Source organism: Paucibacter sp. B51 (genome assembly GCF_027863535.1).
Taxonomy (GTDB): domain Bacteria; phylum Pseudomonadota; class Gammaproteobacteria; order Burkholderiales; family Burkholderiaceae_C; genus Paucibacter_A; species Paucibacter_A aquatilis.
Genome location: NZ_JAPIVN010000001.1, coordinates 174,457 through 197,735, shown reverse-complemented (window position 1 = coordinate 197,735; position 23,279 = coordinate 174,457). Strand labels below are relative to the sequence as shown.

General features: G+C 67.1%; 21 protein-coding genes. 7 read left to right on the top strand and 14 right to left on the bottom strand.

Going from position 1 to position 23,279, the window contains the following annotated elements; all coding sequences use genetic code 11:
• The first annotated feature begins 97 nt into the window (after nt 1-97).
• Nucleotides 98-1,162: a serine/threonine protein kinase gene (locus OOB33_RS00775; protein WP_271007267.1), complete on the top strand. Its 1,065-nt coding sequence runs from the start codon at nt 98-100 to the stop codon at nt 1,160-1,162.
• Nucleotides 1,163-1,184: 22 nt separating this feature from the next.
• Here the strand turns inward: OOB33_RS00775 and OOB33_RS00770 are convergent, their stop codons facing one another.
• On the bottom strand, nt 1,185-2,756 hold the full coding sequence (locus tag OOB33_RS00770) for an alkaline phosphatase D family protein (RefSeq protein ID WP_271007266.1): 1,572 nt from the start codon (nt 2,754-2,756) through the stop codon (nt 1,185-1,187).
• Between the two features lie 61 nt (nt 2,757-2,817).
• Complete coding sequence (locus tag OOB33_RS00765) at nt 2,818-3,570, bottom strand: substrate-binding periplasmic protein (protein WP_271007265.1); 753 nt, start codon at nt 3,568-3,570, stop codon at nt 2,818-2,820.
• Nucleotides 3,571-3,661: 91 nt separating this feature from the next.
• Here OOB33_RS00765 and OOB33_RS00760 point away from each other — a divergent pair, with 91 nt between their 5' ends.
• Nucleotides 3,662-5,725 carry an ATP-dependent helicase gene (locus tag OOB33_RS00760; RefSeq protein ID WP_102769324.1) on the top strand — a complete coding sequence of 688 codons (2,064 nt, stop codon included), beginning with the start codon at nt 3,662-3,664 and terminating at the stop codon, nt 5,723-5,725.
• A gap of 24 nt (nt 5,726-5,749) precedes the next feature.
• Here OOB33_RS00760 and OOB33_RS00755 read toward each other — a convergent pair whose 3' ends face one another.
• The 8 genes from OOB33_RS00755 to OOB33_RS00720 form a co-directional block, all read right to left on the bottom strand.
• Nucleotides 5,750-5,992, bottom strand: a complete 243-nt coding sequence (locus tag OOB33_RS00755) for a hypothetical protein (protein ID WP_271007264.1) — start codon at nt 5,990-5,992, stop codon at nt 5,750-5,752.
• A gap of 29 nt (nt 5,993-6,021) precedes the next feature.
• Nucleotides 6,022-6,915 carry an SPFH domain-containing protein gene (locus tag OOB33_RS00750; RefSeq protein ID WP_102769326.1) on the bottom strand — a complete coding sequence of 298 codons (894 nt, stop codon included), beginning with the start codon at nt 6,913-6,915 and terminating at the stop codon, nt 6,022-6,024.
• A 734-nt stretch (nt 6,916-7,649) separates the two neighbouring features.
• Nucleotides 7,650-8,495 carry a LytR/AlgR family response regulator transcription factor gene (locus OOB33_RS00745; RefSeq protein ID WP_271007263.1) on the bottom strand — a complete coding sequence of 282 codons (846 nt, stop codon included), beginning with the start codon at nt 8,493-8,495 and terminating at the stop codon, nt 7,650-7,652.
• A 30-nt stretch (nt 8,496-8,525) separates the two neighbouring features.
• Entirely contained in the window at nt 8,526-8,936 is a 411-nt protein-coding gene (locus tag OOB33_RS00740; RefSeq protein ID WP_271007262.1) for a hypothetical protein, read from the bottom strand.
• The gene (locus OOB33_RS00735; RefSeq protein ID WP_271007261.1) at nt 8,933-10,372 is read right to left on the bottom strand and encodes a sensor histidine kinase; all 1,440 of its coding nucleotides are present in this window, start codon (nt 10,370-10,372) and stop codon (nt 8,933-8,935) included. The genes OOB33_RS00740 and OOB33_RS00735 overlap by 4 nt, the downstream gene beginning before the upstream one ends.
• A 293-nt stretch (nt 10,373-10,665) precedes the next feature.
• Nucleotides 10,666-11,235, bottom strand: coding sequence for a YceI family protein (locus OOB33_RS00730; protein WP_271007260.1), 570 nt, complete (start codon nt 11,233-11,235; stop codon nt 10,666-10,668).
• A gap of 82 nt (nt 11,236-11,317) precedes the next feature.
• Nucleotides 11,318-11,914, bottom strand: coding sequence for a YceI family protein (locus OOB33_RS00725; protein ID WP_442953032.1), 597 nt, complete (start codon nt 11,912-11,914; stop codon nt 11,318-11,320).
• Between the two features lie 84 nt (nt 11,915-11,998).
• Nucleotides 11,999-12,595: a cytochrome b gene (locus OOB33_RS00720; protein ID WP_271007258.1), complete on the bottom strand. Its 597-nt coding sequence runs from the start codon at nt 12,593-12,595 to the stop codon at nt 11,999-12,001.
• 229 nt (nt 12,596-12,824) lie between these two features.
• Between OOB33_RS00720 and OOB33_RS00715 the strand changes: the two genes are divergently transcribed.
• The 5 genes from OOB33_RS00715 (at nt 12,825) to OOB33_RS00695 (ending at nt 19,636) form a co-directional block, all read left to right on the top strand.
• On the top strand, nt 12,825-13,412 hold the full coding sequence (locus tag OOB33_RS00715; protein WP_102769337.1) for an HD domain-containing protein: 588 nt from the start codon (nt 12,825-12,827) through the stop codon (nt 13,410-13,412).
• Nucleotides 13,413-13,503: 91 nt separating this feature from the next.
• Nucleotides 13,504-14,055 (top strand): DUF2799 domain-containing protein, encoded by a 552-nt coding sequence (locus tag OOB33_RS00710; protein ID WP_102769338.1) that lies wholly within the window; start codon nt 13,504-13,506, stop codon nt 14,053-14,055.
• Nucleotides 14,056-14,105: 50 nt separating this feature from the next.
• Nucleotides 14,106-15,932: an ATP-binding response regulator gene (locus OOB33_RS00705; protein ID WP_271007257.1), complete on the top strand. Its 1,827-nt coding sequence runs from the start codon at nt 14,106-14,108 to the stop codon at nt 15,930-15,932.
• A 200-nt stretch (nt 15,933-16,132) separates the two neighbouring features.
• Nucleotides 16,133-17,254: a DUF418 domain-containing protein gene (locus OOB33_RS00700; protein WP_271007256.1), complete on the top strand. Its 1,122-nt coding sequence runs from the start codon at nt 16,133-16,135 to the stop codon at nt 17,252-17,254.
• Nucleotides 17,255-17,299: 45 nt separating this feature from the next.
• Nucleotides 17,300-19,636: a putative bifunctional diguanylate cyclase/phosphodiesterase gene (locus OOB33_RS00695; protein ID WP_271007255.1), complete on the top strand. Its 2,337-nt coding sequence runs from the start codon at nt 17,300-17,302 to the stop codon at nt 19,634-19,636.
• A 27-nt stretch (nt 19,637-19,663) separates the two neighbouring features.
• Here the strand turns inward: OOB33_RS00695 and OOB33_RS00690 are convergent, their stop codons facing one another.
• From OOB33_RS00690 to OOB33_RS00675, 4 genes are read right to left on the bottom strand one after another with little or no spacing between them, the layout of a single operon-like run.
• On the bottom strand, nt 19,664-21,367 hold the full coding sequence (locus OOB33_RS00690) for a flotillin family protein (protein WP_271007254.1): 1,704 nt from the start codon (nt 21,365-21,367) through the stop codon (nt 19,664-19,666).
• Between the two features lie 35 nt (nt 21,368-21,402).
• The gene (locus OOB33_RS00685) at nt 21,403-22,035 is read right to left on the bottom strand and encodes a YqiJ family protein (protein WP_102769343.1); all 633 of its coding nucleotides are present in this window, start codon (nt 22,033-22,035) and stop codon (nt 21,403-21,405) included.
• Entirely contained in the window at nt 22,032-22,718 is a 687-nt protein-coding gene (locus tag OOB33_RS00680) for a PspA/IM30 family protein (RefSeq protein ID WP_102769344.1), read from the bottom strand. The genes OOB33_RS00685 and OOB33_RS00680 overlap by 4 nt, the downstream gene beginning before the upstream one ends.
• A gap of 1 nt (nt 22,719) precedes the next feature.
• On the bottom strand, nt 22,720-23,241 hold the full coding sequence (locus tag OOB33_RS00675) for a hypothetical protein (RefSeq protein ID WP_102769345.1): 522 nt from the start codon (nt 23,239-23,241) through the stop codon (nt 22,720-22,722).
• Nucleotides 23,242-23,279 lie beyond the last annotated feature (38 nt).

Genomic DNA, 23,279 nt, shown 5'->3' with positions numbered 1-23,279 from the left:
GCGCTTCCCCAAGCGGGGCGCTATCCCCTAGCATGTCAGCACAAACCCTATGCGAATGCCCGAACTTGCCCTTCCCCCCCCGGCAGCTCCGACCACGTTGAGCGAAGGCACTGCCCTGGGCGTCTGGCGCCTGACCACCGCGCTGCATGGCGCCGATGGTGGCCCCAGCGGCCAGTGGTACCGCGCCCAGCATGCCTTGGCCGCTGACCAGGCCGCGGCCGTGCTGGTGCTGCCGCGCAGCGAGCGCGCCGCCGGCGTGATGCTGCGCTTCGCCGACCAGGCGCTGGACATGGGCCAGCTTTCGCATCCCAGCATTTCCGTGCCCAGCGACAGCGGCGTCACGCCCTTGGGCCAGCCTTACATGATCCTGCGCTGGGCCGAAGGCCAGCCCATCGTGCGGGCTTGCTCTCACCTGCCGCTGCGCGCACGCCTGAACCTGATCGTCAAGCTCTGCGAGGTGCTGCGCTACGCCCATCAGCAAAGCTGGCTGCTGGCTGAGGTGGATCCCGGCATGATCTGGGTGACGCCCGACCAGCGTCTGACCCTGATGGGCATGGGCCTGATGCGCATGCCCGATCCGGAAGATCCGTTCGAGCGCGGCATGGGCCTGGGCTCGGTGCCTGGCTACGCCAGCCCGGAAGCCCTGGCCGGCGAGCCACCCAGCCTGGGCAGCGAAGTCTTTGGCCTCGGCGCCTTGCTTTACATGCTGGTCGATGGCCGCCTGCCCTCGGCTTTTGGCGGCGATGTGGACGAGGCCTCGCCCTCGGCCAGCTGGTCCAACCTCAGTGGCGCCGAGCAGTTCAGTCTGGATGCCTTGTTGCACAAGGCCGTGGCGCCGCGCGCCGACCGCCGCCATGTCAGCGCCGAAGCGTTGGCCGATGATTTGCGCGCCTGGCTGGCCGGTGAAAACCACTCGGCCCTGACCCTGAACCCCATGCCGGTCGCCGGAATCGGTGCTGACGCGGTGGACGGGCCCGACACCCTGTCGGCCTTGCCCGAGACGGCCACGGCCGGCAGCGAGCCGCGCTGGAGCCGCCGCCTGGCCCTGGCCAGTGTGATCACCGCCACCTTGCTGGTGGGCGGTTGGTTGGGCAAGCAGTACCTGCAGGGCCCGGCCACGGCGCAGAGCGCGCCGACCAACACCTCGCTGGCGCGCACCTGAGCGCGGCGCCCGCGCTGGCGGCTCAAGTGCCCTGAATCGCCCCGACCCGCCCGTTCTCCACCGTGAAGCGGGCCGAGGTTTCGAGCGCACTGTCGGCCTTCCACAGCTCCTGCACCGAGCGCAGCTCGGCCTCCAGGCGGTCCGGGCGCAGCAGGAATTGCACATAGCCATGCTGATCGGCGTGCCCGTAGCGCAGATGCGGGTTGTGCGGCAGGGCGCGCTCGATGCGGCTCTGGTCCAGGCCCTGGCTGCTGATCGAGGTGCCGCAGAACTCGGTGGCCAGCAGCGGGTTGGCGGCGCTCACCGGCGCATCGAAATCGGCGCGCAGATCGGCCACATAGTTGGCGTGCACATCCCCGCCCAGCACGACGGTGTTGCGCAGCTTGCGCGCCGCCATATCGCGCAGCAGGCGCTGGCGCGCCAGCGGATAGCCATCCCAGCCATCGGTCCAGTAGACACCCGGCTCGCCGGCCTGGGTCTGCCAGTTCATGCGAGCCATCAGGGTCTGCTGGGCCAGCAGGTTCCAGGGCCGTGAGGCGTCCCAGCTTTGCGCCAGCCATTGCTCCTGGGCGGCGCCCAGCAGGCTGCGGCGCGGGTCGAGAAAGTCCGGGCAGTCTTTGAGCGACAAGGTGTTGGAGCCGCCGCGACCGGGTTTGGGGCAGACCTGCGGATCGCGCCATTGCCGGCCGTCCACGCTGATCAGCCGCGCCAGCTGGCCCCAGTCGTAGTGCTCGTGGATGCGGATGTCCTTGCCGCTCGGGCGCAAGGCCTTGGGGAAGGGCATGTGCTCCCAGTAGGCCTTGGCGGCGGCGATGCGGCGCTGCGGGAAGTCAGCCTCCAGGCCTTGTGAGTGGTCGCCGGCCCAGTCGTTGTCGACCTCGTGGTCGTCCCAGGTGACGATCCAGGGCGCACGCGCATGCATGGCTTGCAAGGACGGGTCGCTTTTGTACTGGGCGTAGCGCTGGCGGTAGTCGTCCAGGCTGCGGCACAGGCCACCCACATGCACGCGCGGCGCCGGGCCGCTGGCCGAGGCGTTGGAGATCGCCGCGCTTTCGTAGATGTAGTCGCCGAGGAAGAGCACCAGATCGAGGTCCTGGCGTGCCATATCGGCCCAGGCGGCGTAGCGGCCATGGTCCCAGCGCTGGCAGGAGGCAATGGCGAAGCGCAGGGAGCTGACTTTGGCGTCAGGCGCCGGCGCCGTGCGCGTGCGCCCGACCGGGCTGCGCGCGCCCAGGGCGGTGAAGCGGTACCAGTACCAGCGATCGGGCTTGAGCCCGGCCGGCTCGGCATGCACGCTGTGCGCATCGGCCGCCAGCGCCATCTCCTGGCCCTTGGCCACCACGGTCTTGAAGGCCTCGTCTTCGGCCAGCTCCCAGTCCACCGCCACCTGGGCCGGCAGTGCCGGCCCACTCAGCCGGGTCCACAGCACCAGGCTGCTGGGCCGCGGACAGCCCGAGGCGATGCCGAGGGCGAAGCGCTCGACCGTGTCGGCCGCATGGACGTGGCGGACCCACAGCGGGGCGCTGCCGGCGGCCAGGACCGCTTGCAGCAGTTGACGTCGTTGCAGGGCAGGGTGGGGCGGTCTCGTGCTCATTGCGAGCAGGATAGCGAAAGAAAATGGCGCAAACTGCCTTCACAAGCAGTGCCTCAATCCGTCAATCCGGAATCCGCACAGCCCATTGCCGCGCGAGCTCGCGCAGCGTGCCGTTGCTGCGCAGCGCCTCCAGGCTGCGATCGAGGTTGACGCGGAGCTCCTCGCCACTGGCGTTGCGGCTGTAGGCGAAGTGGCCGGTCTGGACCGCGATCGGTGGCTTCAGCACCAGAAACTGGGCGCTCAGGCCCATGGCCTCGAGCACCGGCGTGGTGTTGCGTTCATTGCTGGCGAGCAGGTCGATGCGGCCGCGCTGCAACATGCGCAGGCCGGTGGCCACATCGCCAGGGTGGCTGATCAGCAAGCTGCTGCGCGCCTGCTCCATCGCGTCGCCGTAGGCCCAACCCAGAACCAGGCCGACCGAGCGCCCGCTCAAGCGGCTCCAGTCGCCCTGCCACAGCTCCGCCTTGGCGGGGCTGGCGTAGAACACCAGGGCGTCCTCGTAGAACGCCAGCTGTGAAAACAAGAAGCGTTGCAAACGCTCAGGGCTGCGGTAGGGGCCCACCAGCACATCGGCCAGCCCCTGCTCCACCACCAACTGCGCGCGTGCCCAGGGCAGGTTTTCGAAACGAACCGTGTGGCCCTGTTGGGCAGCCGCGCGGGTCAAGAGGTCCACGGCCAGACCGCGCGCGTTGCCCCTGGCATCAAATTCCAGGATGCGCGGGAACTGCGTGCCTACAGCCAGCAGTTCTCTCGCCTGCGCCGCGCCGCCGAACAGCAGGGCGCACAGCAGCATCAGGGCCCAGTTTCGAGTCAAGGCGTTGTTCCGCATGCTGGGGCGATTATGGAGGGCGAAGCCCACGCAGCGGGTGATTGGCTATCATCGCCCGTTCTCCCTCGCGCCCATCATGTCCGACACCCTCAATCCCGCCCAGCTCGAAGCCGTTCACCACCTGAATGGCCCTTGTCTGGTGATCGCCGGGGCGGGTTCGGGCAAGACGCGGGTGATCACCATGAAGATCGCGCGCCTGCTGCAGGCCGGCTATGCGCCCAAGCAGATTGGCGCCATCACCTTCACCAACAAGGCCTCGCAGGAAATGCGCGAGCGGGCGCGCCATCTGGTGGGCGCACGGGCGGCCAAGGATCTGGTGATCTCGACTTTCCACAGCCTGGGCGTTCGCATCTTGCGCCAGGAGGGCACGCGGGTCGGGTTGAAGGAGCAGTTCTCCATCCTCGACAGCGACGATGTGCTGGGCCTGCTGCGCGATGCCGGCGGCACGGCCGATGCCAACCAGGCCAAGTCCTGGCAATGGACCATCTCGATGTGGAAGAACCAGGGGCTGACCGCCAAGCAAGCCCTGGCCATGGCGCGAGACGACAATGAGAGGGCCGCCGCCATCGTCATGGAGCGCTACCAGGATCGCCTGGCGGCCTACCAGGCGGTGGACTTCGATGACCTGATCAGCCTGCCGCTGCGCCTGCTGACCGAGGACGCCGAGGCGCGCGGCCGCTGGCAAGACCAGCTGCGCTATGTGCTGGTTGACGAGTACCAGGACACCAATGCGGTGCAGTACGACCTGCTCAAGGCCCTGGTCGGGCCGCGGGCCATGTTCACCGCCGTGGGTGATGACGACCAGAGCATTTACGGCTGGCGCGGCGCCACCATCGAAAACCTCAAGCGCCTGCCGGTGGACTTTCCGCACCTCAAGGTGATCCCGCTGGAGCAGAACTACCGCTCCACCGGCGCGATCTTGCGCGCCGCCAACAATGTGATCGCCACCAACCCCAAGCTGTTCGAGAAAAAGCTGTGGAGCGATTTTGGTGACGGCGACCCGGTCGTGCTGGTCGAGGCCGATGGTGAGGACCACGAGGCCGAGCGCGCCGTCGCGCGCATCCAGGCCTTGCGTGGCGACGGCAAGGCCAAGGATTTCAAGGAATTCGCCATCCTCTACCGTGCCAACCACCAGGCGCGGGTGTTCGAGCAGGCCTTGCGCCGCGCCAACATCCCCTACAAGGTCTCGGGCGGCCAGAGCTTCTTCGACAAGAGCGAGATCAAGGACTTGTGCGCCTGGCTGCGCCTCCTGGTCAACCAGGACGACGACCCGGCCTTTCTGCGCGCCATCACCACGCCCAAACGCGGCATCGGCCACCAGACCCTGGGCGCGCTGAGCCAGTTTGCCGGGCAGTGGAAGTGCAGCATGTACGAGGCCCTGTTCGCCGAGAGTCTGGGCACGGTGCTGAGCAAGAAGGCCATCGGCTCGCTCCACGAGTTTGGCCGTTATGTCAACGAGCTGGAGTACCGCGCCCGTCACACCGAGGGCGCCGAACCGGCCAAGGCCTTGCTGCTGGAATGGCTCAAGGACATCGGCTACGAGCAGCACCTGATCGAGAGCGAAGAGAACGAAAAAGTGGGCATGGCCCGCTGGAACAATGTGCTCGATTTCGTCGATTGGGTGGCCAAACGCTGCGGCGGCCAGGTCACCAACGATGGCGGAGTCACCATGGAGGCGCAGAAGGAATCGGTGCTGCAGGTGGCGCAGACCATCAGCGTCATCATCTCGCTGTCCGAGCGCAACGAAGAGCAGGACCAGGTCACCCTGACCACGCTCCATGCCTCCAAAGGGCTGGAGTGGCCGCATGTCTTTCTTGCCAGCGTCAACGAGGGCTTGCTGCCCTTCAAGGCCGACGACGAGGAGATGACGGCCCAGCGCCTCGAGGAAGAGCGGCGCCTGATGTATGTGGGCATCACCCGCGCGCGCAAGACCCTGGCCGTGAGCACCCTGCGCCGCCGCAAGAAGAGCCGCGAGCTGGTGATGGGCATTCCCAGCCGCTTCATCACCGAGATGCGCTTGAACGAGAGCGAGGTCAAGGAAGACCCGCGTGAAAAGCTCAAGCGGCTGCGCGAGACCTTTGCGGCCAAGGGCGCCGCTTCGGCGGCCGCTCAGGCCCAGGCGCAAAAAGACCAGGGCTGAGGACGTTTGCCGGCTGCGGCAGGCTCAGCACTCGCTGGATTCAGGCGAATCGCTACCCGGCTCAGCGCCGCTGCCTTCCTTGGGTGGCCGGCCGCGTGGGCTGCGGTTCACAGCGGGCTTGATGCCGCGCCGCGCCAGCGCTTCGCGCAGCAGGTATTCGATCTGTGCATTGGCTGAGCGCAGCTCCTGCGCGGCCAGGCGCTCGACCTCGGCCCAGAGCGCCGGGTCCAGGCGCAGGGCGAAGCTTTTTTTGTCGGGGCTGGCCATGGTCGATCAGGGCAGAGGCGGGGTGGGCCTCAGTTGTACAGCGTGCCGGTGTTGACGATGGGCTGCGTCTCCTTGTCCGAGCACAGCACCACCAGCAGGTTGGACACCATGGCGGCCTTGCGTTCGTCGTCCAGCTCGACGATGGAGCGCTCGCTCAGACCCTTGAGCGCTTCCTCCACCATGCTGACCGCACCGAGCACGATCTTCTTGCGGGCGCTGATGATGGCCTCGGCCTGCTGGCGGCGCAGCATCACCTGGGCGATCTCGGGCGCATAGGCCAGGTGGGTGATCTTGGCGTCCTGCACTTCCACGCCCGCGTCACCGAAACGCTCCTGCAACTGCTTGACCAGGGCCGCGGCCACTTCGTCCTGGCCGGCGCGCAGGGTGATTTCGCCCGAATGGATGTCGTCGCCCTCGTCGTAGGCGAATTGCGCCGCCAGATGGCGGATCGCGGCTTCGGCCTGGATGCGCACATAGACCTCGAAATCATCGACCTCGAACACCGCACGCGCCGTGTCCTGGACCCGCCAGACCACGGCGGCGCTGATCTCCACCGGGTTGCCGCGCTTGTCGTTGACCTTGAGCGTGGGCGCATTGAAGTTGCGCGAGCGCAGCGAGATCTTGCGCTTGAGCATCAGCGGGTTGGCCCAGCGCAGGCCTTCGCGCCGATCACTGCCGCAGTAGCGCCCGAACAGGGTCAGGATGCGCGCCTCATTGGGCTGCTGCATGTACAGCCCGGCCAGGGCCAGGATGCCGACCAGCACCAGGCCCAATCCCGGCAGCAAAGCCCAGGGGCCCAGGGCCACGGTGCTGATCACCAAGGCCGTCCCCCCGGCCAGGCCGATCAGGGCCAGGCCCACGGCCAGGGCGCCGCTGTGGGTGCGGGCGGCAGTTTCGGTGCGAAATTCTTGCTGGGTTCTCATCGCGTCCTCCGATTAAAGGTGATATCACTTTAATCTCAATTTTCGCGCTGTCAACTGGGCTGGGATGAACTGCGGAAATCGGCGGTGAATGGTGGTGAATCGCGGCTGGCGGCTTGTTCCGGTCCTTCGTTGTACTCGGCGTTCGCGCTGCGGTGTCTCGCCCCGCCGCCGGGCTCATGGTTCGCGGGTCGGCTCTGCGAGCCGACTCCCCTCGCTGCTCACTGCGCGGCTCAGCGGCGCCAAACTCCCTCCGTTCGCTGCGCTCACTGTGGTCAAACAGTGGCGCCGAGTCAGAGCTTGAAGCGCGTGAGTACACGCGCATGAGCCGCTCCGCTGCGCCCTCGGCCGCGCACAAATCGCCCGTCGGCGGGCCGAGCCACCTTCGAATGTGGCGTGTTCCACCTTTGATGGGGCAGATCGATCGCGATGCAAGCGCCCTGCAGCCCGTGCCGCTGCCGGGCGATTTGTGCAGGGCCGAGCAGCACAGCGCCTCGGGGCGCGCGCGTACCCGCGCGCTTCAAGCTCTGACTTGGCGCTTCTGTCTGAACGAAGCGAACGCAGTGAGCGGAGTGAGTTATGCGCCAGCCCCGAGGCGCGAGCAGCGCAGGGAAGTCGGCCCGCCAGGGCCGACCCCGGAACCATGAGCCCGGCGGCGGCACGGGCTGCAGGGCCTCACGAGAAAACCGAGAGAATGCTTCGCGCCGAAAGCAGCCCCACCCCAGAGGCCCACAGACTCACATGCCCTTGAACAGATGCGTGTAGCTGCGGCTGACTTCGAGCTTTTCGCTCAGGCCTTTGACGCCGACCATCTGGCGGCCGCGGAAATCGCGGGTGATGCCGTCGATGGCGCGGGCATTGACCAGGGTGGAGCGGTGGATCTGCCAGAACAGGCTGGGATCGAGCTCGTCGACCAGTTCCTTGATCGGCTTGCGGATCAGGGCTTCGATGCGGGCGGTCTGCACGCGGGTGTACTTTTCATCGCTGATGAAGAACAGCACGTCCTCGACCGGGATCATCTGGATGGCCTGGCCGACCGTGGCCTGGATCCATTGCAGGTAGTTGGGCTTGGCGCCCGGGTTGAGCTGGCTGGAGAGCTTGTGCAAGAGCTGCTGCAACGGCGCGCCCGCGGGCTCGGCCACATCGGGCACGCTGGCGCCGTCCTGGCGCTGGGCCAGGCGCTTCTTGATGCGCTGCACCGTCACCAGCAGGCGCTCGCGTTCGGCGGGCTTGAGCACATAGTCGGCGACGCCCTGCTCGAAGGCTTCGACCGCGTACTGGTCGTAGGCGGTGATGAAGACGATCTCGGGCACCAGCCAGGAGTCATCCTCGGGCAGCTGGGCGATCTGGCGGGCGGCATCGACGCCGGTCAGGCCGGGCATGCGGATGTCCAGAAACACCAGGTCGGGCCGGTGCTCGCGCACCAGCTCCACCGCCTCCAGGCCGTTCTTGGCCTCGGCGACGATGTCGAGATCGGGCCAGACCTCGGTCAGGCGGCTGCGCAGCTGTTCGCGCATCAGGCGCTCGTCGTCGGCCAGGACGGCGCGCACGCGGGTGGGGGCGGGGGTGTTTGGCTGGTTCATGCGCGGATGTTAAGTCGGCTTCGGAGGTGTTCAGGCCTGCGCATTGCGCTTGGGGCGGCGGTCGCGCAGCAGCAGCCAGAGCACCAGGCCCAGCAGGATCAGCGGTGAACCCAGCACCGCGCCGACGCTGAACAGCGCCGCCAGCACCGTGCCCACCACGCAGACCAGCACGCCGCCGACGATCAGCAGGGGCAGGCCCACGCCCAGCAGCAAGACCAGGGGTAGCACAAACAGCAGCACCACGCCGGTGATCAAGCCGCCGACCAGCAGCTCGGCCCACTGGCCGGAGGCCATCTCACCGAGGTACAGGTCTTCGCCATTGATGCTGATGCTGACGCCCGGGTGGCTCCACATTTCCTGCCAGAGCCAGACGCCGGACACGGCGGCCACCAGGGCCAGAACCAGGCTCAGGGCCAGGGTGAACTTGGCAAAGCTTTTCATGCGGAGGCTCCTTCGTGCTCGTCGGCGCGGCTGCGGTAAGGCACGGTGATGGTCACCACGGTGCCGCTGGGTTGGTTTTCGGTGACGGTGACGCTGGCGCGTGAGCCGTAGAGGATCATCAGGCGCTCGCGGATATTGGCCAGGCCCACGCCGGTGCCGGCGGTGGCGGCGCGGCCGAAGCCCAGGCCGGTGTCGGCCACGGTCACGGCCAGCTTGCCGTGCAGCACCTCGGCCTTGACGCGCAGCAGGCCGCCTTCGGCCTTGGGCTCCAGGCCATGCTTGATGGCGTTCTCGACCAGGCTCTGAATCATCATGGGCGGGAACTCGGCCGAGAGCAGGCCCTCGGGCACATCGATCTCGGTCTGCAGCCGCTCTTCCATGCGCATCTGCAGGATTTCGAGGTAAGGCTTGATGACCGCCAGCTCGCGGCCCAGGTCACGCACGCCGCTGGCATTGGCCTCGCGCATGGTGGGCATGGAGGCGCGCAGCAGGGCGATCAGGTTCTTCTGCATCTGCGAGGCACGCGGCGGGTCGGTTTCGATCAGGTGGTCGATGGAGGCCAGGGTGTTGAACAGGAAATGCGGCTCCACCTGGGCCTGCATGGCGGCCATGCGGGCTTCGATGACCTGGCGCTTGAGCGATTCGGCCTCCGCCGTCTCGGTCGCCTTGGCGGCTTTCACCTCGGCCTGGATGCGGCCTTTGTAGGTGATCTTGATCAAAAGGGAGGCCGCAACCCAGAACACCGCCCATTCAACCAAGAAGTCTCCGGCATGGATGACGCGCACGCGGGATCTCGGCCCGCCGCTTCGGGCCTCTTCGATCAGCCGCTCGGTCTCGGCGCGTGCTTCTTCGATGGCCTGCTTGGTTTCCTCGGCCTGCTGAGCGTCTTGTTCGGCCTTCTCCTGGGCTTCGCGCGCTTCCTCGGCGATTTTTTCCAGGGCTGTCCGCGCGTCTTCGACGGCGCGCCGGATGTCCTCGCGCTCGGCCGACTCAGGGAAGCGGATGTTCACGCCCGGCCCTGCGCCCTCGCTGCCGGCTTCCGACGCGGCCTTGTCGCCCGAGGCCGCGCGGGGCAGCACGCGCACGCCACGCTCGTCGATGCTGATCTCGTAGTGGATGCCCTTGCCGCTCTTGTCGGTTTTCTCCGCCTTCTCAGCCTTTTCTCGCTTCTCGGGCTTCTCAGCCGGCGGCAGACGCGGCAGCTTGTTGTAGGGCACCGATCCGCTTTCGACTTCCTCGGTGATGCGCCAGGTGAAGAAGGGCAGATTGGAAATCAGATTGGCGCCGATGATCAGCGCTGCCGAGAAGATGATGAAGTTCTTCCAGCTAATGCTGACCAGCCAACCCGCGTAGATATGGAACCAACGCAGCAGCTGGGCGTAGAAATGCTGCAGGCGCTGCAACAAGGTAGGAGGGAGCGAGGGCGAGGGGGACATGGCGGAGGAAACCTTGGGTCTTTGCACGCACTGTACGCAAGCTGCACCAGCCGAGCGACGGCAGCGCGACGCGCCGTGCGGGCAAGGGGCTGAATTGCAGGAACGAGCGACAGTCCGGAGGCCGGGTTTCAGGCTCGCCGGCCCCGAGGGAATGGGGGCAGGGTGTCGGGCGTGAAGTCCATCACGAATGGCCCGAGCCCACGAAAAAAACCCGCCGGCCTCGTGAGGCGCGGCGGGCGGGCGAGCGATCGGCCCCGCTTGCGCCGGAGCCGGCGCAGGGCCAAGGGATCGACTTATTGCTTGACGGCTTCGACCTGGATCACCAGCTTCACCGCCTTGGGGAAGCCCCAGGCCAGGCCGTAGTCCACGCCCCACTGGGTGCGGTCGAGGGTGGCCTCGAAGTCGCCGCCGCAGACTTCACGCTTGAGCATGGGGCTTTGGTAGCAGCCGAAACCGACAGCCTTGAGCGTGACCGGGGCGGTCTTGCCCTTGAGGGTCAGCTCGCCGGCCACTTCGGTGACCTTGTCGCCGCTGAAGCTGAACTTGTCGCCCACGAACTTGGCGGTGGCGAACTTGCCTGCGTCGAAGATGTCTTCGCTTTGCAGGTGCTTGTCAAAGGCGGCCGAGCCGGTGTTGACGCTGGCCATTTGTAGGGTCAGCTCGACGCGGCCGGTCTTGGCGGCGCGGTCCAGGGTGACCGTGCCTTCCTTCTTGTCGAAGCGGCCGCGGTTGGTGGACACGCCGAAGTGCGAGATCTCGAAGGTGGCGTAGGTGTGGGTCGGCTCGATGGCGTAGGTGGCCGATTCCGCTTGCGCGAAGCTGGAGGCGGCCAGGGCCAGGGCTGCGATCAGGGTCTTGTTCATCTCAGGGCTTCCTTGCTGGGTCAAAAAAAGTTGAAAAAGGGGGCGGGGGAAATTGGGTGGGTGATCTGCTTGCTGCGAAGGCTCAGAGTGCCGCCACGCCGCTGAACAGCAGCTTGAACTTCACTTGCACTTCGTTGGCGACCATGGAGGTGTCGGCCCACTCGCCGTCACCGATCTTGAACTCCAGGCGCTTGAGCACAAAGCTGCCATTCGCGGTGGTGATGCCGCCGGCCTGGCTCAAGCTGATGGGCACGCTCAGGTCGCGGGTCTGGCCCTTCAGGCTCAGCTTGCCGCTGACTTCGAACTTGCCGCCGCCCAAGGCCTTGATGGCGCTGCTCTGAAAACTGGCCTGCGGCAGGCGCTTGCTGTCGAACCAGGCGGCCTTGCCCAGCTCGGCGTCGAACTCGGGCGCACCCAGGCTGGCGCTGGCCAGGTCGATGGTGAAGGCGACACGGCCGGCCTCGGGCTTCTTGGGGTCAAAGCTCAGCTGGGCGTCGAATTTCTTGAAGCGGCCTTCCACCGGCACGCCCATCTGGCGGCTGACGAAAAGCAGCTCGCTGCCAGCCGCCTGCAACTGCGGCGCGGCGGCGGGCGCCGGTGCGGCCGCTGCGGGCTTGGCTGCAGCGCTGGGTTTGGTTTGCGCCCAGCTGGTGCTCAGGCTGGCCAGCAGGGCGGTCATCACCATCAAACGGATCGGTTTCATCGCAAAGCCTTTCGCTTCGGTTTCGAAAAAAGGAGGTGGGGCAGGCAGGGGCCGAAGGCTTCAGCGCCGCGCCGGCATCATGCGCAGCAGCAGGCCGTCGCGGTCCAGCAGCTGGTGCTTCAGCGCAGCGGCGATGTGCATCAGCACCAGGCCGGCCATGGCAAAGGCCAGCAGCTTGTGCGCTTCCTTGAGGGTGTCGGCCAGGGTCTTGTCCACCGGCACGAAGTCAGGCAGCTGCAGCACGCCAAACCAGACGATGGGGAAGCCGGCTGCCGAGCTGTAGGCCCAGCCGGCCAGGGGCACGGCGAAGAACAGCACGTAGAGCAGCAGATGGGTGGCGTGGGCCGCACGCGCTTGCCAGGCGGGCATGGGGGCATCGGCCGGCGGGCGGTGGCTCAGGCGCCAGAGCAGGCGCAGGGTGGACAGCAGCAGGATGGTCACGCCCGCCCATTTGTGCCAGCTGTAGAGCTTGATCCGGCTGGGCGAGAAGGGCAGGTCGGCCATGTACACGCCGAAGGCAAAGGTGGCGATGATCAGCAGGGCCAGCAGCCAGTGCAGGGCCATGGCCACCGGGCTGTAGCGCGGCACGGCGGCGCTGGGTGCGGGCTCAGGTGTGGACTCGGGGGCGGAGGCTGGGGCTGGTGCTGAAGCGGTCATGGCGGTCTGGCGCGGGGCGCCGGTGTGTCGCAATGTCGGCAGTGTGCGCCGTCGCCGCGGTGTGGCGGTTCATGGCGCTTGATGCCTGGGTTCAGGGAATTTGAATGGCCGCCCGGGGCATTCTTCACCTTCACGGGGTGCACATGCGGGCGTCATGTGCGGGTCACGGTCGCCAGCACAAGATGCCGGGGGCGATGGATCGCATCGTCCGTTTCTCGGGAGCCCCGCCATGGATATCGTCAGCAAGATCGAAGCTCTGTTTCAGCGCCGCGGCGCCCTGGTCTACACCGGCCAGCGCCTGGAGCGGCGCGAGGCCGTCAGCGCGCTCGAGCATGCCTTGCAATGCGCCCAGCTGGCCGAATGGGCCCATGCCGACAACGCCCTGGTGGCGGCCGCCTTTCTGCACGACCTGGGTCAGCTGATGGATGCGCCGGCCGAGGCCGAGCTGCAGGACGACCAGCACGAGACCCGCGCCCTGGTCTTTCTGGCCAGCGGTGGCTTCGCGGCCGATGTGCTGGAGCCCATCCGTCTGCATGTGCAGGCCAAGCGTTTTCTGGTCGGCAGCGACCCGGCTTATGCCGACAGCCTGTCGGCAGCCTCCCTGCATTCCCTGTCCCTGCAAGGCGGCCGCATGAATGCCGAAGAGCGCCTGCTCTTCCTGGCCCAACCGCAGGCGGCGCGGGCGCTGCAGCTGCGCCGCTGGGACGACCTGGCCAAGCACCCGGGCAAGCGCACGCCGCCGCTGGGCTACTACCTGGACTTGCTGGACGGCGTCTTGCAGGACGCGCGCCAGCCCAGCCGGGTGGCCCTGGCCTGAAGCGCCCAGCACACATCGATCGGGGCGAAACGCGCGACAAGTGCACAGCGGGGCGGGCCTCGCCTGCCTCGGCATGGGCTAGCATCGCAGCATGATCGAACACCATCGCGGCCCACGTGTGGCCCTGTGCATCCTGGCCAGCCTGGCAGTCTTGAGCGGCTGCGCCAGCATGAGCGAATCGCAATGCCGTCAGGCCGACTGGCAGGCCCGTGGCCTGGCTGACGGCCGCGAGGGTCGCAGCGCCCAGCGCATCGAAGACCATGTCGAAGCCTGCGGCAAGATCGGCATCAGCCCCGACAGCAAGGCCTGGACCGAGGGTTGGGAGCGTGGCATCCGCAGTTATTGCACCGCCAGCAATGGCTGGCGAGAGGGCATGCGCAACCAAATCTACTGGGAAGGTTGCCGCGGCCAGGCAGGTGAGGACGAGTTCCTGCGTTACTACCAGATCGGCCAGCAGCTCTATGGCTTGCAGCAGCAAATCGTTCGCAACGATGCCGAGCTGCAGCGCCTCGAGCGCCTTCTGCGCGACTCCAAGAACGATGAAGAGCGGGCGCGCCTGCGTGAGCAGATGCGCCGCCTTGACATGGATCAGCTGCGATTGCGTGCGCTGATCGCGGGCTTGCATCTGGCCGCGCCGCGCTGACACAGGGCATCCGGCCGGGGGATACTGGCCCCGGTCCTTCACCCACCTCCATGACACGAGCGATCTCGGCCGAACAGGCCAGTGTTGACGAAGAGCTGCTGCGCCTGCTGGCCCAGCAGGGCCGGCGCATGCCGTACCCGGTCGGATTCAGCGCCGCCGTGATCGCCATCATGGCTTGGCAGGGCACCCAGCACTGGCTCGCCATGCTCTGGTTGGCCCTGGTGGTGGGCGTGCTGGCGCTGCGCTGGTGGGGCTTGGGCAAGTTGGCCGTCTGGCGCCATCTCTCGTTGCGCCGCCGCCTGCGCGCGGCCACCGGCTTGAGCCTGCTCAATGGCCTGGTGTTCAGCGCCTCGCTGATGTTTGTGCCCTATTTCGACGACTACCAGCGCATGGTGCAGACCATGCTGCTGCTGGGTTTGTGTGCCGGTTCGGTGGCCACCACGGCCGGCTCGGCGCCGGTGCTGCTGAGTTTCTTGCTGCCGGTCAGCCTCAGCAACAGCCTGGCCTGGCTGGGTTGGCATGCCGGCGGTCGCGAAAGCACCTGGCTGGAGGTGGCCCTGGGGGCCTTGATCCTGGGCTTTGCCTGGATTCTGGCCAGCCTCGGGCGCGATGCCTACCGTGTGTTTGTGGAGTCGGTGTTGATCCGCCAGCAACAGACCCAGACCAACCAGCAATTGCGTCTGGCCCTGCAAAAGGCGGAGCAGGCCATGGAGGCCAAGACGCGCTTTCTGGCGTCCGCCAGCCACGATCTGCGTCAGCCCATGCACACGCTGTCCTTGCTCGGTTCGGCCCTGGTGCGGCGGCCTCTGGATCCTGAGAGCGCCGAGATCGGCCGCCACATGAATCTGGCCCTGCAGTCCCTGGCCTCACAGATGGACGGGCTGCTGGACATCTCCAAGCTCGATGCCCAGGTGGTGCCGGTGGCCAACCAGGTGTTCTGCCTGAGCAGCTGGCTGCGCCGCATCTGCCTCGAGATGCAGGCCACGGCCCAGGGCAAGGGCTTGAGTCTGGTGTTCGAGTGCCCGGATTCGGTGTTCGTGGAGAGCGACCCGCTGCTGCTCGAACGGGTGATGCGCAATCTGATCGACAACGCCATCAAATACACCGAGCGTGGCGGCGTGCGGGTCGTCGTGTCTCCGGAATTCGGCGATGACGATGAGGACGGTGATGACGAGCCCATGTGGGCCATCCGCGTCATCGACACCGGCCGCGGCATCGCGCCGGCCGAACAGGCCCGCATCTTTGAAGAGTTCTACCAGATCGGCAATGCCGAGCGCGACCGGGCCAAGGGCCTGGGCCTGGGCCGGTCCATCGTCAGCCGCATGGTCGACCTGCTGGACCTGCCGCTGCAGCTGCAATCCGAGCTGGGCCAGGGCAGCACCTTCAGCCTGAGCATCGCCGGTGCCCCGGCCTCGGCCGCGCCGATCGGTGATGGTGCGGCAGCCTCAGCTGCCGCCCAGCCGCGCCTGCCCCGCCTGCATGTGCTGGTGCTGGACGACGAGGCGCCTGTGCGCGAGGCCATGCGTGCCCTGCTGAGCAGCCATGGCTGCGAGGTCACCACCACCGGCAGCACGCGCGAAGCCTTGCTCAAGTGCATGATGCGCCGCCCCGACATTGTGCTGACCGACTTCCGCCTTCGTGATGGCGACGACGGCATCTCCGCGCTCCACACCTTGCGCAATGCCCTGCCGGGCCTACCCGCGGTACTGATCACCGGCGACACGGCGCCCGAGCGCCTGCGCGAAGCCCATGCCGCCGGTCTGGTGCTGCTGCACAAGCCCGTGTTGGAGGAGCAGCTGATCGCGGCCATCCACCAGGCCCTGGTCGAGGCTGGCGGAATCAGCCCGATCAGCCGGGTGCTGGCCGGTACGGCCTGACCGCTCAACTGGCGTGCGCATGGCGGATGCCATGCGCTGAATCTCGGCGTTTGCACCGGCGCGGGGCCTGGGCTTCGACGATTCCTGTGGTGACACTGGCTGCCGAGAGCTGGCACTACGCTCCAGCGTTTTCTTGGACCCGCGCGGCGGTGGCGGCTGGCTCTGCCCTGGCGTGATCGATCCCTCATCGCTGCCACCCCATGCCGATCCCCTCAACTTTGACTGCAGCTTCGCCCCCTTCGACCGTTTCGACCGCTTCGGCCCCGCCGGCCGTGCGCCTGACCGCGCTGGATGGCCTGCGCGGGCTCAGCATGCTGGGCATGGTGTTGGTGAACTTTCGCCTGGCCATGGGCGTCGAGGCCTCGGCCGACGCGGGCTTGGGCTCGCTGTTTCTGGCCCTGGAGGGGCGCACGGCCGCCATTTTTGTCACCCTGGCCGGCATGGGCCTGGTGATGGGGGCGGCCCGCCAGCCCCTGGCCCAGGCGCGTTCGCAAGCGTTGCGCCGTGCTTTCTGGCTGGCTGTGATGGGCCTGTTGAATCTGCTGATCTTCCCGGCCGACATCCTGCATTTCTACGCCTGCTACTTCGCCCTGGGTGCCGTTTTTTTGGGGCGCTCGGGTCGCTTGTGCATGGCACTGGCCCTGCTCTTGCCGCTGTTGTACGTGGCGGCCTTGTTCCGCTGGAGTTATGACAGCGGCTGGGATTGGCAGACGCTCAGCTACATCGATCTGTGGCAGCCCCAGGGCTTTGTCCGTCACCTGCTGTTCAACGGCTTCCATCCGGTGCTGCCCTGGATGGCGTTTTTCCTCTGGGGCATGGGCCTGGCCCGCTTGCCTTTGCAGCAGCGGCCCGTGCAGTGGCGACTGATGCTGGGCGGTGCGTCGGTGTTTCTGATCTGCTTGGGTGTGCGTGAGGGTGTGGCCCTGTGGCTGCCCGCTTGGGCCCCACTGTGGGGCACGACGCCCTTGCCGCCGGGGCCTTTGTACATGTTCAGCGCCGGGGCGCTTGCCACGGCGCTGGTCGGGGCGGCCTTGCTGGCCTTGCCCGACTGGGCGGCCCTGCGGGCCCTGGGCCGCAGCACCCTGTCGGTCTATCTGGCTCACATCCTGCTCGGCATGGGCTTGCTGGAATCAGCCGGGCTCTTGTCCGGGCGCAGCCTGGCCGAGGTGCTGGCCTTGGGCCTGGGCTTCGGTGCGTTGGCCTTGCTGGGCTCTTGGGCCTGGCTTCGCCGCTTTCCACAGGGTCCGGTTGAAATGTTGATGCGACGACTGATCCGAAAACCCGGGCAGTTCTCGCGCCTTGAAGCCGGGGGCAGCCCGTAAGATGCGACCACGTTGACCAAGGCCTGATCCAGGCCCCGCACGCGCATGTGGAATCGTCGCAGCCTGCGTTTGAAGACTCTGGGCATTCTGGGCCTCTTGCTGTGCGCCGTCGGGGCGCTCAGTTTCGCGGCCAGCGCCTGGATGCTGGACAGCAGTCTCGGTGATTTCGAGCAAAGAGTGGCCCAGGAGCGCGTGGCGCGCGTGGCCGCAGCCATCCAGCAAGACGTCAGCGCACGCATCCGTGTGGCCAGCGATTACGGATTCTGGGACGATGCCGCCGCTTTCATGAGCGAGCCGGACGAGAAGTTCCTGACGGTCAATTTCACCGCCGAGTCCCTGCGCAATGCCCAGGTCAGCGCGGTTGCCTTCTTTGCCCTGGATGGCCATTTCCACGCCGGTGTGGAGATGCGCGATGGCCAGCGTGAAACCCTCGATGAAACCCGTCCTCTGGTGCAGCGCATGCGCGCGCTGGCCATGGACCAGGCCCTGGTGAGCCGCAGCATTGGTGGCGATGTCAAGCGCTGGGTCGATGGGCGGCCCATGCTGATGGTGTTCAGCCCGGTGCGGCGCACCGAGCGCCTGTCGCCGCAGCTCGGCTGGTTGGTCATGGTGCAGGTGATGGACGAAGCCAATCTGCGCGAGCTGTCGCTGAGCACGGGGTCAACGTTTCGTCTGCTGCCGGCGGCCGGCGGCGAGTTGTCGCCTGCTTCCCCGGCCATGACCACGGCTGCGGCTCAGATCACCCAGCCCCTGCGCGATGCCCTGGGCGAGAGCGAGCTGCTGCTGCAGGTGGACCTGCCGCCCACCTTGGAGCGGCAGCGCCAGACCGGCTTGCTGGTGCTGCTGCTGAACAGCTTTGTGCTGGTGCTGCTGGCCGGTGCGGCGGCGGTCCTGCTGCTCGACCGGCTGATCCTGCGTCGCCTGGCCGAGTTCGCCCGTCTGGCCCGGCGCCATCGCGGCGCGGGCCGCGCTCGCCCTGGGCAGGCCCAGGCCCAGCGCTGGCCGGTGCAAGGGCAGGATGAGCTGGATGAACTGGCCCTGGCCCTGAACGGCATGGTGGGCAGCCTGGATCAGGCGCGCGCCGAGCTGGAGCGGGATGTCCGCACCGATGCCCTGACCGGCCTGGGCAACCGCCGCCAGCTCTACGAGCAGATCGACCAGCTGCTGGGTCAGAAGGCCCGCCACCGCGAGCTGACCCTGGCCCTGCTCTTGATCGACCTCGATGATTTCAAGCTGCTCAACGACTCGCTTGGCCACGAGCTGGGCAACCACCTGCTGGTGCAGACCGGGCAGACGCTGAAGAAGCTGGTGCGCGCCTCCGATGTGGTGACGCGTTTGGGTGGCGACGAGTTCGCCCTGATCTATGTGGCCGAGAAGGGCGAGCTGGGCGTGCTGAGCTTTGTGCGCCGGCTTCAGCAGGCCCTGGCCCAGCCGGTCAGCTACCAGGACATGGAGGTCACGGTCACCGGCTCCATCGGCATCGCCTACCTCCACGCCAAGCCCGGCCAGACGATCAACAAGGACGATCTGCTGCGCAATGCCGAGCTGGCCATGTATGCCGCCAAGCGTGCCGGCAAGGGCCGCTACAGCCTCTTCAACGATGCCCTGCTCGGTGATGTGCAGGAACGCATGCTGCTGGAGCAGCAGCTGCGCGAGTGCCTGCGTCAGGATCAGCTCGAGGTCTGGTTCCAGCCCATCCTCGATGTGCGCACGGGCGAGGTGGCCATGTTCGAGGCGCTGGCCCGCTGGCCACTGGAGGGCGGCTATTGCTCACCGGCCCGTTTCATCCCGGTGGCGGAGGAGACCGGCCTGATCAACGAGCTGGGCGCGGCGGTGGCGCGCAAGGTGATTGCTGCCTTGCCCGCCTTGCTGGCCCTCGACGCCCGCCATGTGGTCAACGTCAACCTGTCGCCGCGTCAGCTGATGAGCCGGCATCTGGTCGAGCAGATGTGCAGCCTGGTCGACGGCGCCGGCCTGTCGCGCGACAGCATCCACTTCGAGCTGACCGAATCAGCCCTGGCCAGCAATGCCGACTTTGCCAAGCAACAGCTCGACGCCCTGGCCGCCGCCGGCTTCCACCTGCATCTCGACGATTTCGGCACCGGCTACTCCTCGCTGCACCGCCTGCAGAGCCTGCCCTTCTCGACCCTCAAGCTCGATCGATCCTTCGTCGTCATGCTGGGCCAGGGCGATGCCCGCATCGCCCGCTCCATCATCTCCCTGGCCGAGCAGCTGGGCCTGCAGGTGATCGCCGAAGGCATCGAAACCCTCGAGCAGCAAGAGCGCCTGCTCGACCTCGGCTGCCACCTGATCCAGGGCTATCTGCACGCCAAGCCCATGCCGCTGCCGGATTTGTTGGCGTGGTTGGCCCGGCGCGGTTGACGGGCTGCCTGGCCCGCGCGGCCCCGCTCAGTTGGCGAGTTGGGTCGGCGTGGTCGATCCGGGCTGCAGCAGGCCAGCCAGATTGTGGGCAATGCCGGTGATGCCCTCGTTGCTGAGGCCGGCATCCTTCATCACCGCGTCGACGATGGGCTTGGCGATCTGGTACTGCAGGGCCGAGTTCATGACCTGCTCCGGGAAGGTGCCGGCCGGCGCGTTGGTGGCGCCGTCTTGTGCGCCACCGTTGTTGCCCCCATTCATGCCATTGACCTGGAAGATGCGGATCGAATCGATCTTCTCCATCGGTCGCACGGCTTGTTCGATGATCTGCGGCAGTTGCTGCAGCAGCAGGGTGCGCACCTGCAGGTCGATCTGCGCGGCCGACAAGGTGTTCAGCGCCTCGTTGATGGCGCGCTTGCCTTCGGCTTCGGCCAGGGCTGCGGCCTGCTTGGCGCGTGCTTCGATGGTGATGGCCTCGGCGCGGTCCAGCGCGGCTTCCTTCTCAGCCGAGGCTGAGACCTTGACCGCAATCGCCAGCTGTTCGGCTTCCTTGCTGGCTTCGATCAGCTGGATATTCTTTTCCCGCTCGGCCACCGCCACCTGACGGGCGGTGTTCACGCCTTCCTCGGCCTTGACGGCATCGGCACGCGCCTGGTTGGCCAAGGCGTCGGCCACCGATTGTTCCTTGCTCTTGTTGGCAATCGCGATCTGCATGTCCTGGCGAGCGATTTCCACTTGCTTGCGCTGCTCGGCGCGCTGCATCTCGGTCTTGCGCTCCAGCTCGATCTCGCGGGTCTGCACGACCAGGTTTTTGTCGATCTCGGCCGACTTGATCTCACGCTCGGCTTCGATCTTCTTCTGGCTGACCTGGCGCTCGGCCTCGATCTTGGCGGCTTCGGCTTCGCGGCTGCGCTCGGCTTGCTGGGTGGCGATCTGCGCGGCCTGCTCGGCGCGCGCGGTTTCCACCTGACGCTGCTGGGCTAGGGTGGCGAATTCCTGATCCTGTTCGATGGTCAGCTTCTGGCGCTGCGCTTCCAGGTTCTTGGTGCGCACCTGCATCTCGGTTTCCTGCTCGACATCGTTGCGCTGCTTGCGGCGCGCCTCGGTCTGTTCGGTCAAGCGGGTCAGGCCCTCGGCGTCGAAGGCGTTGTTGGGGTTGAAGAACTGCTTGTCGGTCTGGTCCAGGCTGGTCAGCGAGACCGACTCCAGCTCCAGGCCGTTCTTCTCCAGGTCTTCGGCCACCGCGTTCTGCACCGCCTGCACGAAATCGCGGCGCTTGTCTTGCAGCTCCTGGATGGTCATGGTGGCGGCGGTGGCGCGCAGGGCGTCAACGAACTTGTCTTCCACCAGGGTTTTCAGCGCTTCCGGTGCCAGGGTGCGCGTGCCCAGGGTCTGGGCGGCGGTGCTGACGGCCTCGGCCGTTTGCTGCACGCGCACGAAGAATGCGGCGGTCACGTCCACGCGCATGCGGTCCTTGGTGATCAGGCTCTCGCGCTCGCGGCGCATGACCTCGAGCTTCAGCGTGTTCATATTGACCAGCACGCGCTCATGAAACACCGGCAGCACGATGGCGCCGCCGTCCATGATGACCTTTTGCCCGCCCAGGCCGGTGCGCACAAAGGCGGTTTCCTTGGTCGAGCGCTTGTACAGGCGCGCGAACACCAGGCCGATGGCCAGAAGGCCCAGCAGGGCGATGCCGGCGATGCTGCCGAGTTCAATCAGATTGTTGTCCATGGCTTTCTTCTTCCTCCTTGAATCAGTGGGGCGCCTCAGCGCTCGACCAGGCCCGGGTGCGGGTTGCGGATGGCGCGGTAGATGGCGCCGTTCTTGCGCACCAGCAGCAGCTCGCTGCCCTCTTCGAAGACCTCGTCCGCCAGGTCGGGCTCGACCAGCAGGTGGTGCACGCGGCCATGCTCGTCGCGCACCCGCGCCTGGGCGGCCAGGCCCTGGCGGGCGTGGCCGGCATAGACCGTGGCAACCCGGCCCAGCAGGGTTTGGGCGCTGACCGCCGAGCTCTCATCGCGCGGCACGATATGGGCCACCAGGGCGCCGAGCGCGCGCACCGTGGTCAGGCCTGCGGGCACGGCCACCAGGCCGGCGATCCATGCCGGCAGGTAGTGGCCGACCAGACCTCGGCTGACCATTTGCAGGCTGTAGCCGAACAAGGCGTAGCCGGTCAGGAACAGCAGCAGCAAGACCAGGGCCGGCACCCGGCCCAGATGCAGCCAGCCCAGCACCCGGTCGAGCGCGCCGTCGTGGCCGGCTTCGGGCAGCCAGTCGTCCAGCCAGTTGCTGGGGCTCATCGAGATCATCATGCCCAGGCCTTCCAGCAGGGCGATGCCGACGATCAGGGCGAAGGCGATGCCGAAGGGCAGGTTCTCCGGGGTGGTGAACAGGCTCATGCTTGACCGTCAGCGCCGGACTGTTTCAGCTGGGCCAGGCGCGCGTCGATCTGCGTCTGCCGCACCAGATCTTCCAGCGTCTGCAGCTTGCTGGCGTCGTCCAGCCGGCCGGCGCGGGCCACGCCCGAGAGGCCGGTCTGGCGTTCGTAGATGCGGTCAAAGGCGTCGGTGGCGCCCGCCATGCGCTGTTCAATCTGGGCCGCGCTGCTGCCGGGCTTGGCCGCGGTGCCGGCGCTGCTGGCCCGGCTTTGCCGGAACTGGCTCAGCGCCGCTTCCATCTCGCGCCGCTTGGCCAGCAGGGCATCGACGTAGCCGCGGTGCTCGCCTTCCTGCTGGGCCAGCTCGGCCAGGCTGGCCTCCAGCAAGGGCAGCTGGGTTTCGATGTCCAGTTGGCGGCCCACGGCGGCGCGCGCCAGGTCTTCGCGGCCCTGGCCCAGGGCGGTGTCGATTTGCGCTTTCAGCGTGTCGTGCTGGCGGTTCAGCTCGGCATGGCGCTGCTGGGCCAGATGGCGGTTGGCGGTGACCGTGCCCAGCTCATGGCGCACTTCGTCCACCACCTGGTCGAGTTCGCGCAAGGCTTGCTCCATCATGGCCTCGGGCGCATGGTCTTCGATGCGGTCCAGCAAGGCGTGCACGCCGCCAGCCATGGCACGGGTGACGCGGGATCTCAGGGTTTCGGCCATTTCACGCTCCTTGTTGACGGGCTTGTTGCAGACATTGGATGGCTTGCGCCAGTTGCAGCGTGGCGCCGATATGGCGTTGCACGCCGTCGGGGTCGAAGGCCGCAGCCTGGGGGGTGGTGGCTTGGCGCAGCAGGGATTCGGTGTGCGCAAAGCTGCGCCGCAGCAGCTTGTCTTCCAACTGCTTGGCCTGTTCCAGATTGCCGACCTCGGCGCTGATCAGCAGCGCCATGGCATGGCTGATGTGCTCCAGCGCCTGGCTGAGCACCTCGGAATGTTGGCCAGTGCTGGCCTCCAGCTGGGCCAGGGCGGCACGCGGCCGGGCGGCCAGATCGCGGCACCAGGCCAGAGCGGTGACGAAGTCAAAAGCGCCGTCATGCTGGCGCTTGAGCTGCCCGAGCAGCACGCGCAGCTTGTCGCTGTTGGTGCTGGCGCCCTCGACCTTCAGCTGCGCCAGCCAGAGGTAGAGGTCGCTAGGGATGCGCGCCGACAGCGGCTCCATCGTCGTGCTCGTCGCTTGCGTCATGGTCCTGCTCCTGCGGGCTTGAGACGACCCGATGCGAG

Bases quoted from the DNA above. Each gene is read 5' to 3' on its own strand.
- OOB33_RS00770 (WP_271007266.1), bottom strand. From the start codon at position 2,756: ATGAGCACGAGACCGCCCCACCCTGCCCTGCAACGACGTCAACTGCTG.
- OOB33_RS00760 (WP_102769324.1), top strand. From the start codon at position 3,662: ATGTCCGACACCCTCAATCCCGCCCAGCTCGAAGCCGTTCACCACCTG.
- OOB33_RS00755 (WP_271007264.1), bottom strand. From the start codon at position 5,992: ATGGCCAGCCCCGACAAAAAAAGCTTCGCCCTGCGCCTGGACCCGGCG.
- OOB33_RS00750 (WP_102769326.1), bottom strand. From the start codon at position 6,915: ATGAGAACCCAGCAAGAATTTCGCACCGAAACTGCCGCCCGCACCCAC.
- OOB33_RS00745 (WP_271007263.1), bottom strand. From the start codon at position 8,495: ATGAACCAGCCAAACACCCCCGCCCCCACCCGCGTGCGCGCCGTCCTG.
- OOB33_RS00740 (WP_271007262.1), bottom strand. From the start codon at position 8,936: ATGAAAAGCTTTGCCAAGTTCACCCTGGCCCTGAGCCTGGTTCTGGCC.
- OOB33_RS00735 (WP_271007261.1), bottom strand. From the start codon at position 10,372: ATGTCCCCCTCGCCCTCGCTCCCTCCTACCTTGTTGCAGCGCCTGCAG.
- OOB33_RS00730 (WP_271007260.1), bottom strand. From the start codon at position 11,235: ATGAACAAGACCCTGATCGCAGCCCTGGCCCTGGCCGCCTCCAGCTTC.
- OOB33_RS00725 (WP_442953032.1), bottom strand. From the start codon at position 11,914: ATGACCGCCCTGCTGGCCAGCCTGAGCACCAGCTGGGCGCAAACCAAA.
- OOB33_RS00720 (WP_271007258.1), bottom strand. From the start codon at position 12,595: ATGACCGCTTCAGCACCAGCCCCAGCCTCCGCCCCCGAGTCCACACCT.
- OOB33_RS00715 (WP_102769337.1), top strand. From the start codon at position 12,825: ATGGATATCGTCAGCAAGATCGAAGCTCTGTTTCAGCGCCGCGGCGCC.
- OOB33_RS00710 (WP_102769338.1), top strand. From the start codon at position 13,504: ATGATCGAACACCATCGCGGCCCACGTGTGGCCCTGTGCATCCTGGCC.
- OOB33_RS00705 (WP_271007257.1), top strand. From the start codon at position 14,106: ATGACACGAGCGATCTCGGCCGAACAGGCCAGTGTTGACGAAGAGCTG.
- OOB33_RS00700 (WP_271007256.1), top strand. From the start codon at position 16,133: ATGCCGATCCCCTCAACTTTGACTGCAGCTTCGCCCCCTTCGACCGTT.
- OOB33_RS00695 (WP_271007255.1), top strand. From the start codon at position 17,300: ATGTGGAATCGTCGCAGCCTGCGTTTGAAGACTCTGGGCATTCTGGGC.
- OOB33_RS00690 (WP_271007254.1), bottom strand. From the start codon at position 21,367: ATGGACAACAATCTGATTGAACTCGGCAGCATCGCCGGCATCGCCCTG.
- OOB33_RS00685 (WP_102769343.1), bottom strand. From the start codon at position 22,035: ATGAGCCTGTTCACCACCCCGGAGAACCTGCCCTTCGGCATCGCCTTC.
- OOB33_RS00680 (WP_102769344.1), bottom strand. From the start codon at position 22,718: ATGGCCGAAACCCTGAGATCCCGCGTCACCCGTGCCATGGCTGGCGGC.
- OOB33_RS00675 (WP_102769345.1), bottom strand. From the start codon at position 23,241: ATGACGCAAGCGACGAGCACGACGATGGAGCCGCTGTCGGCGCGCATC.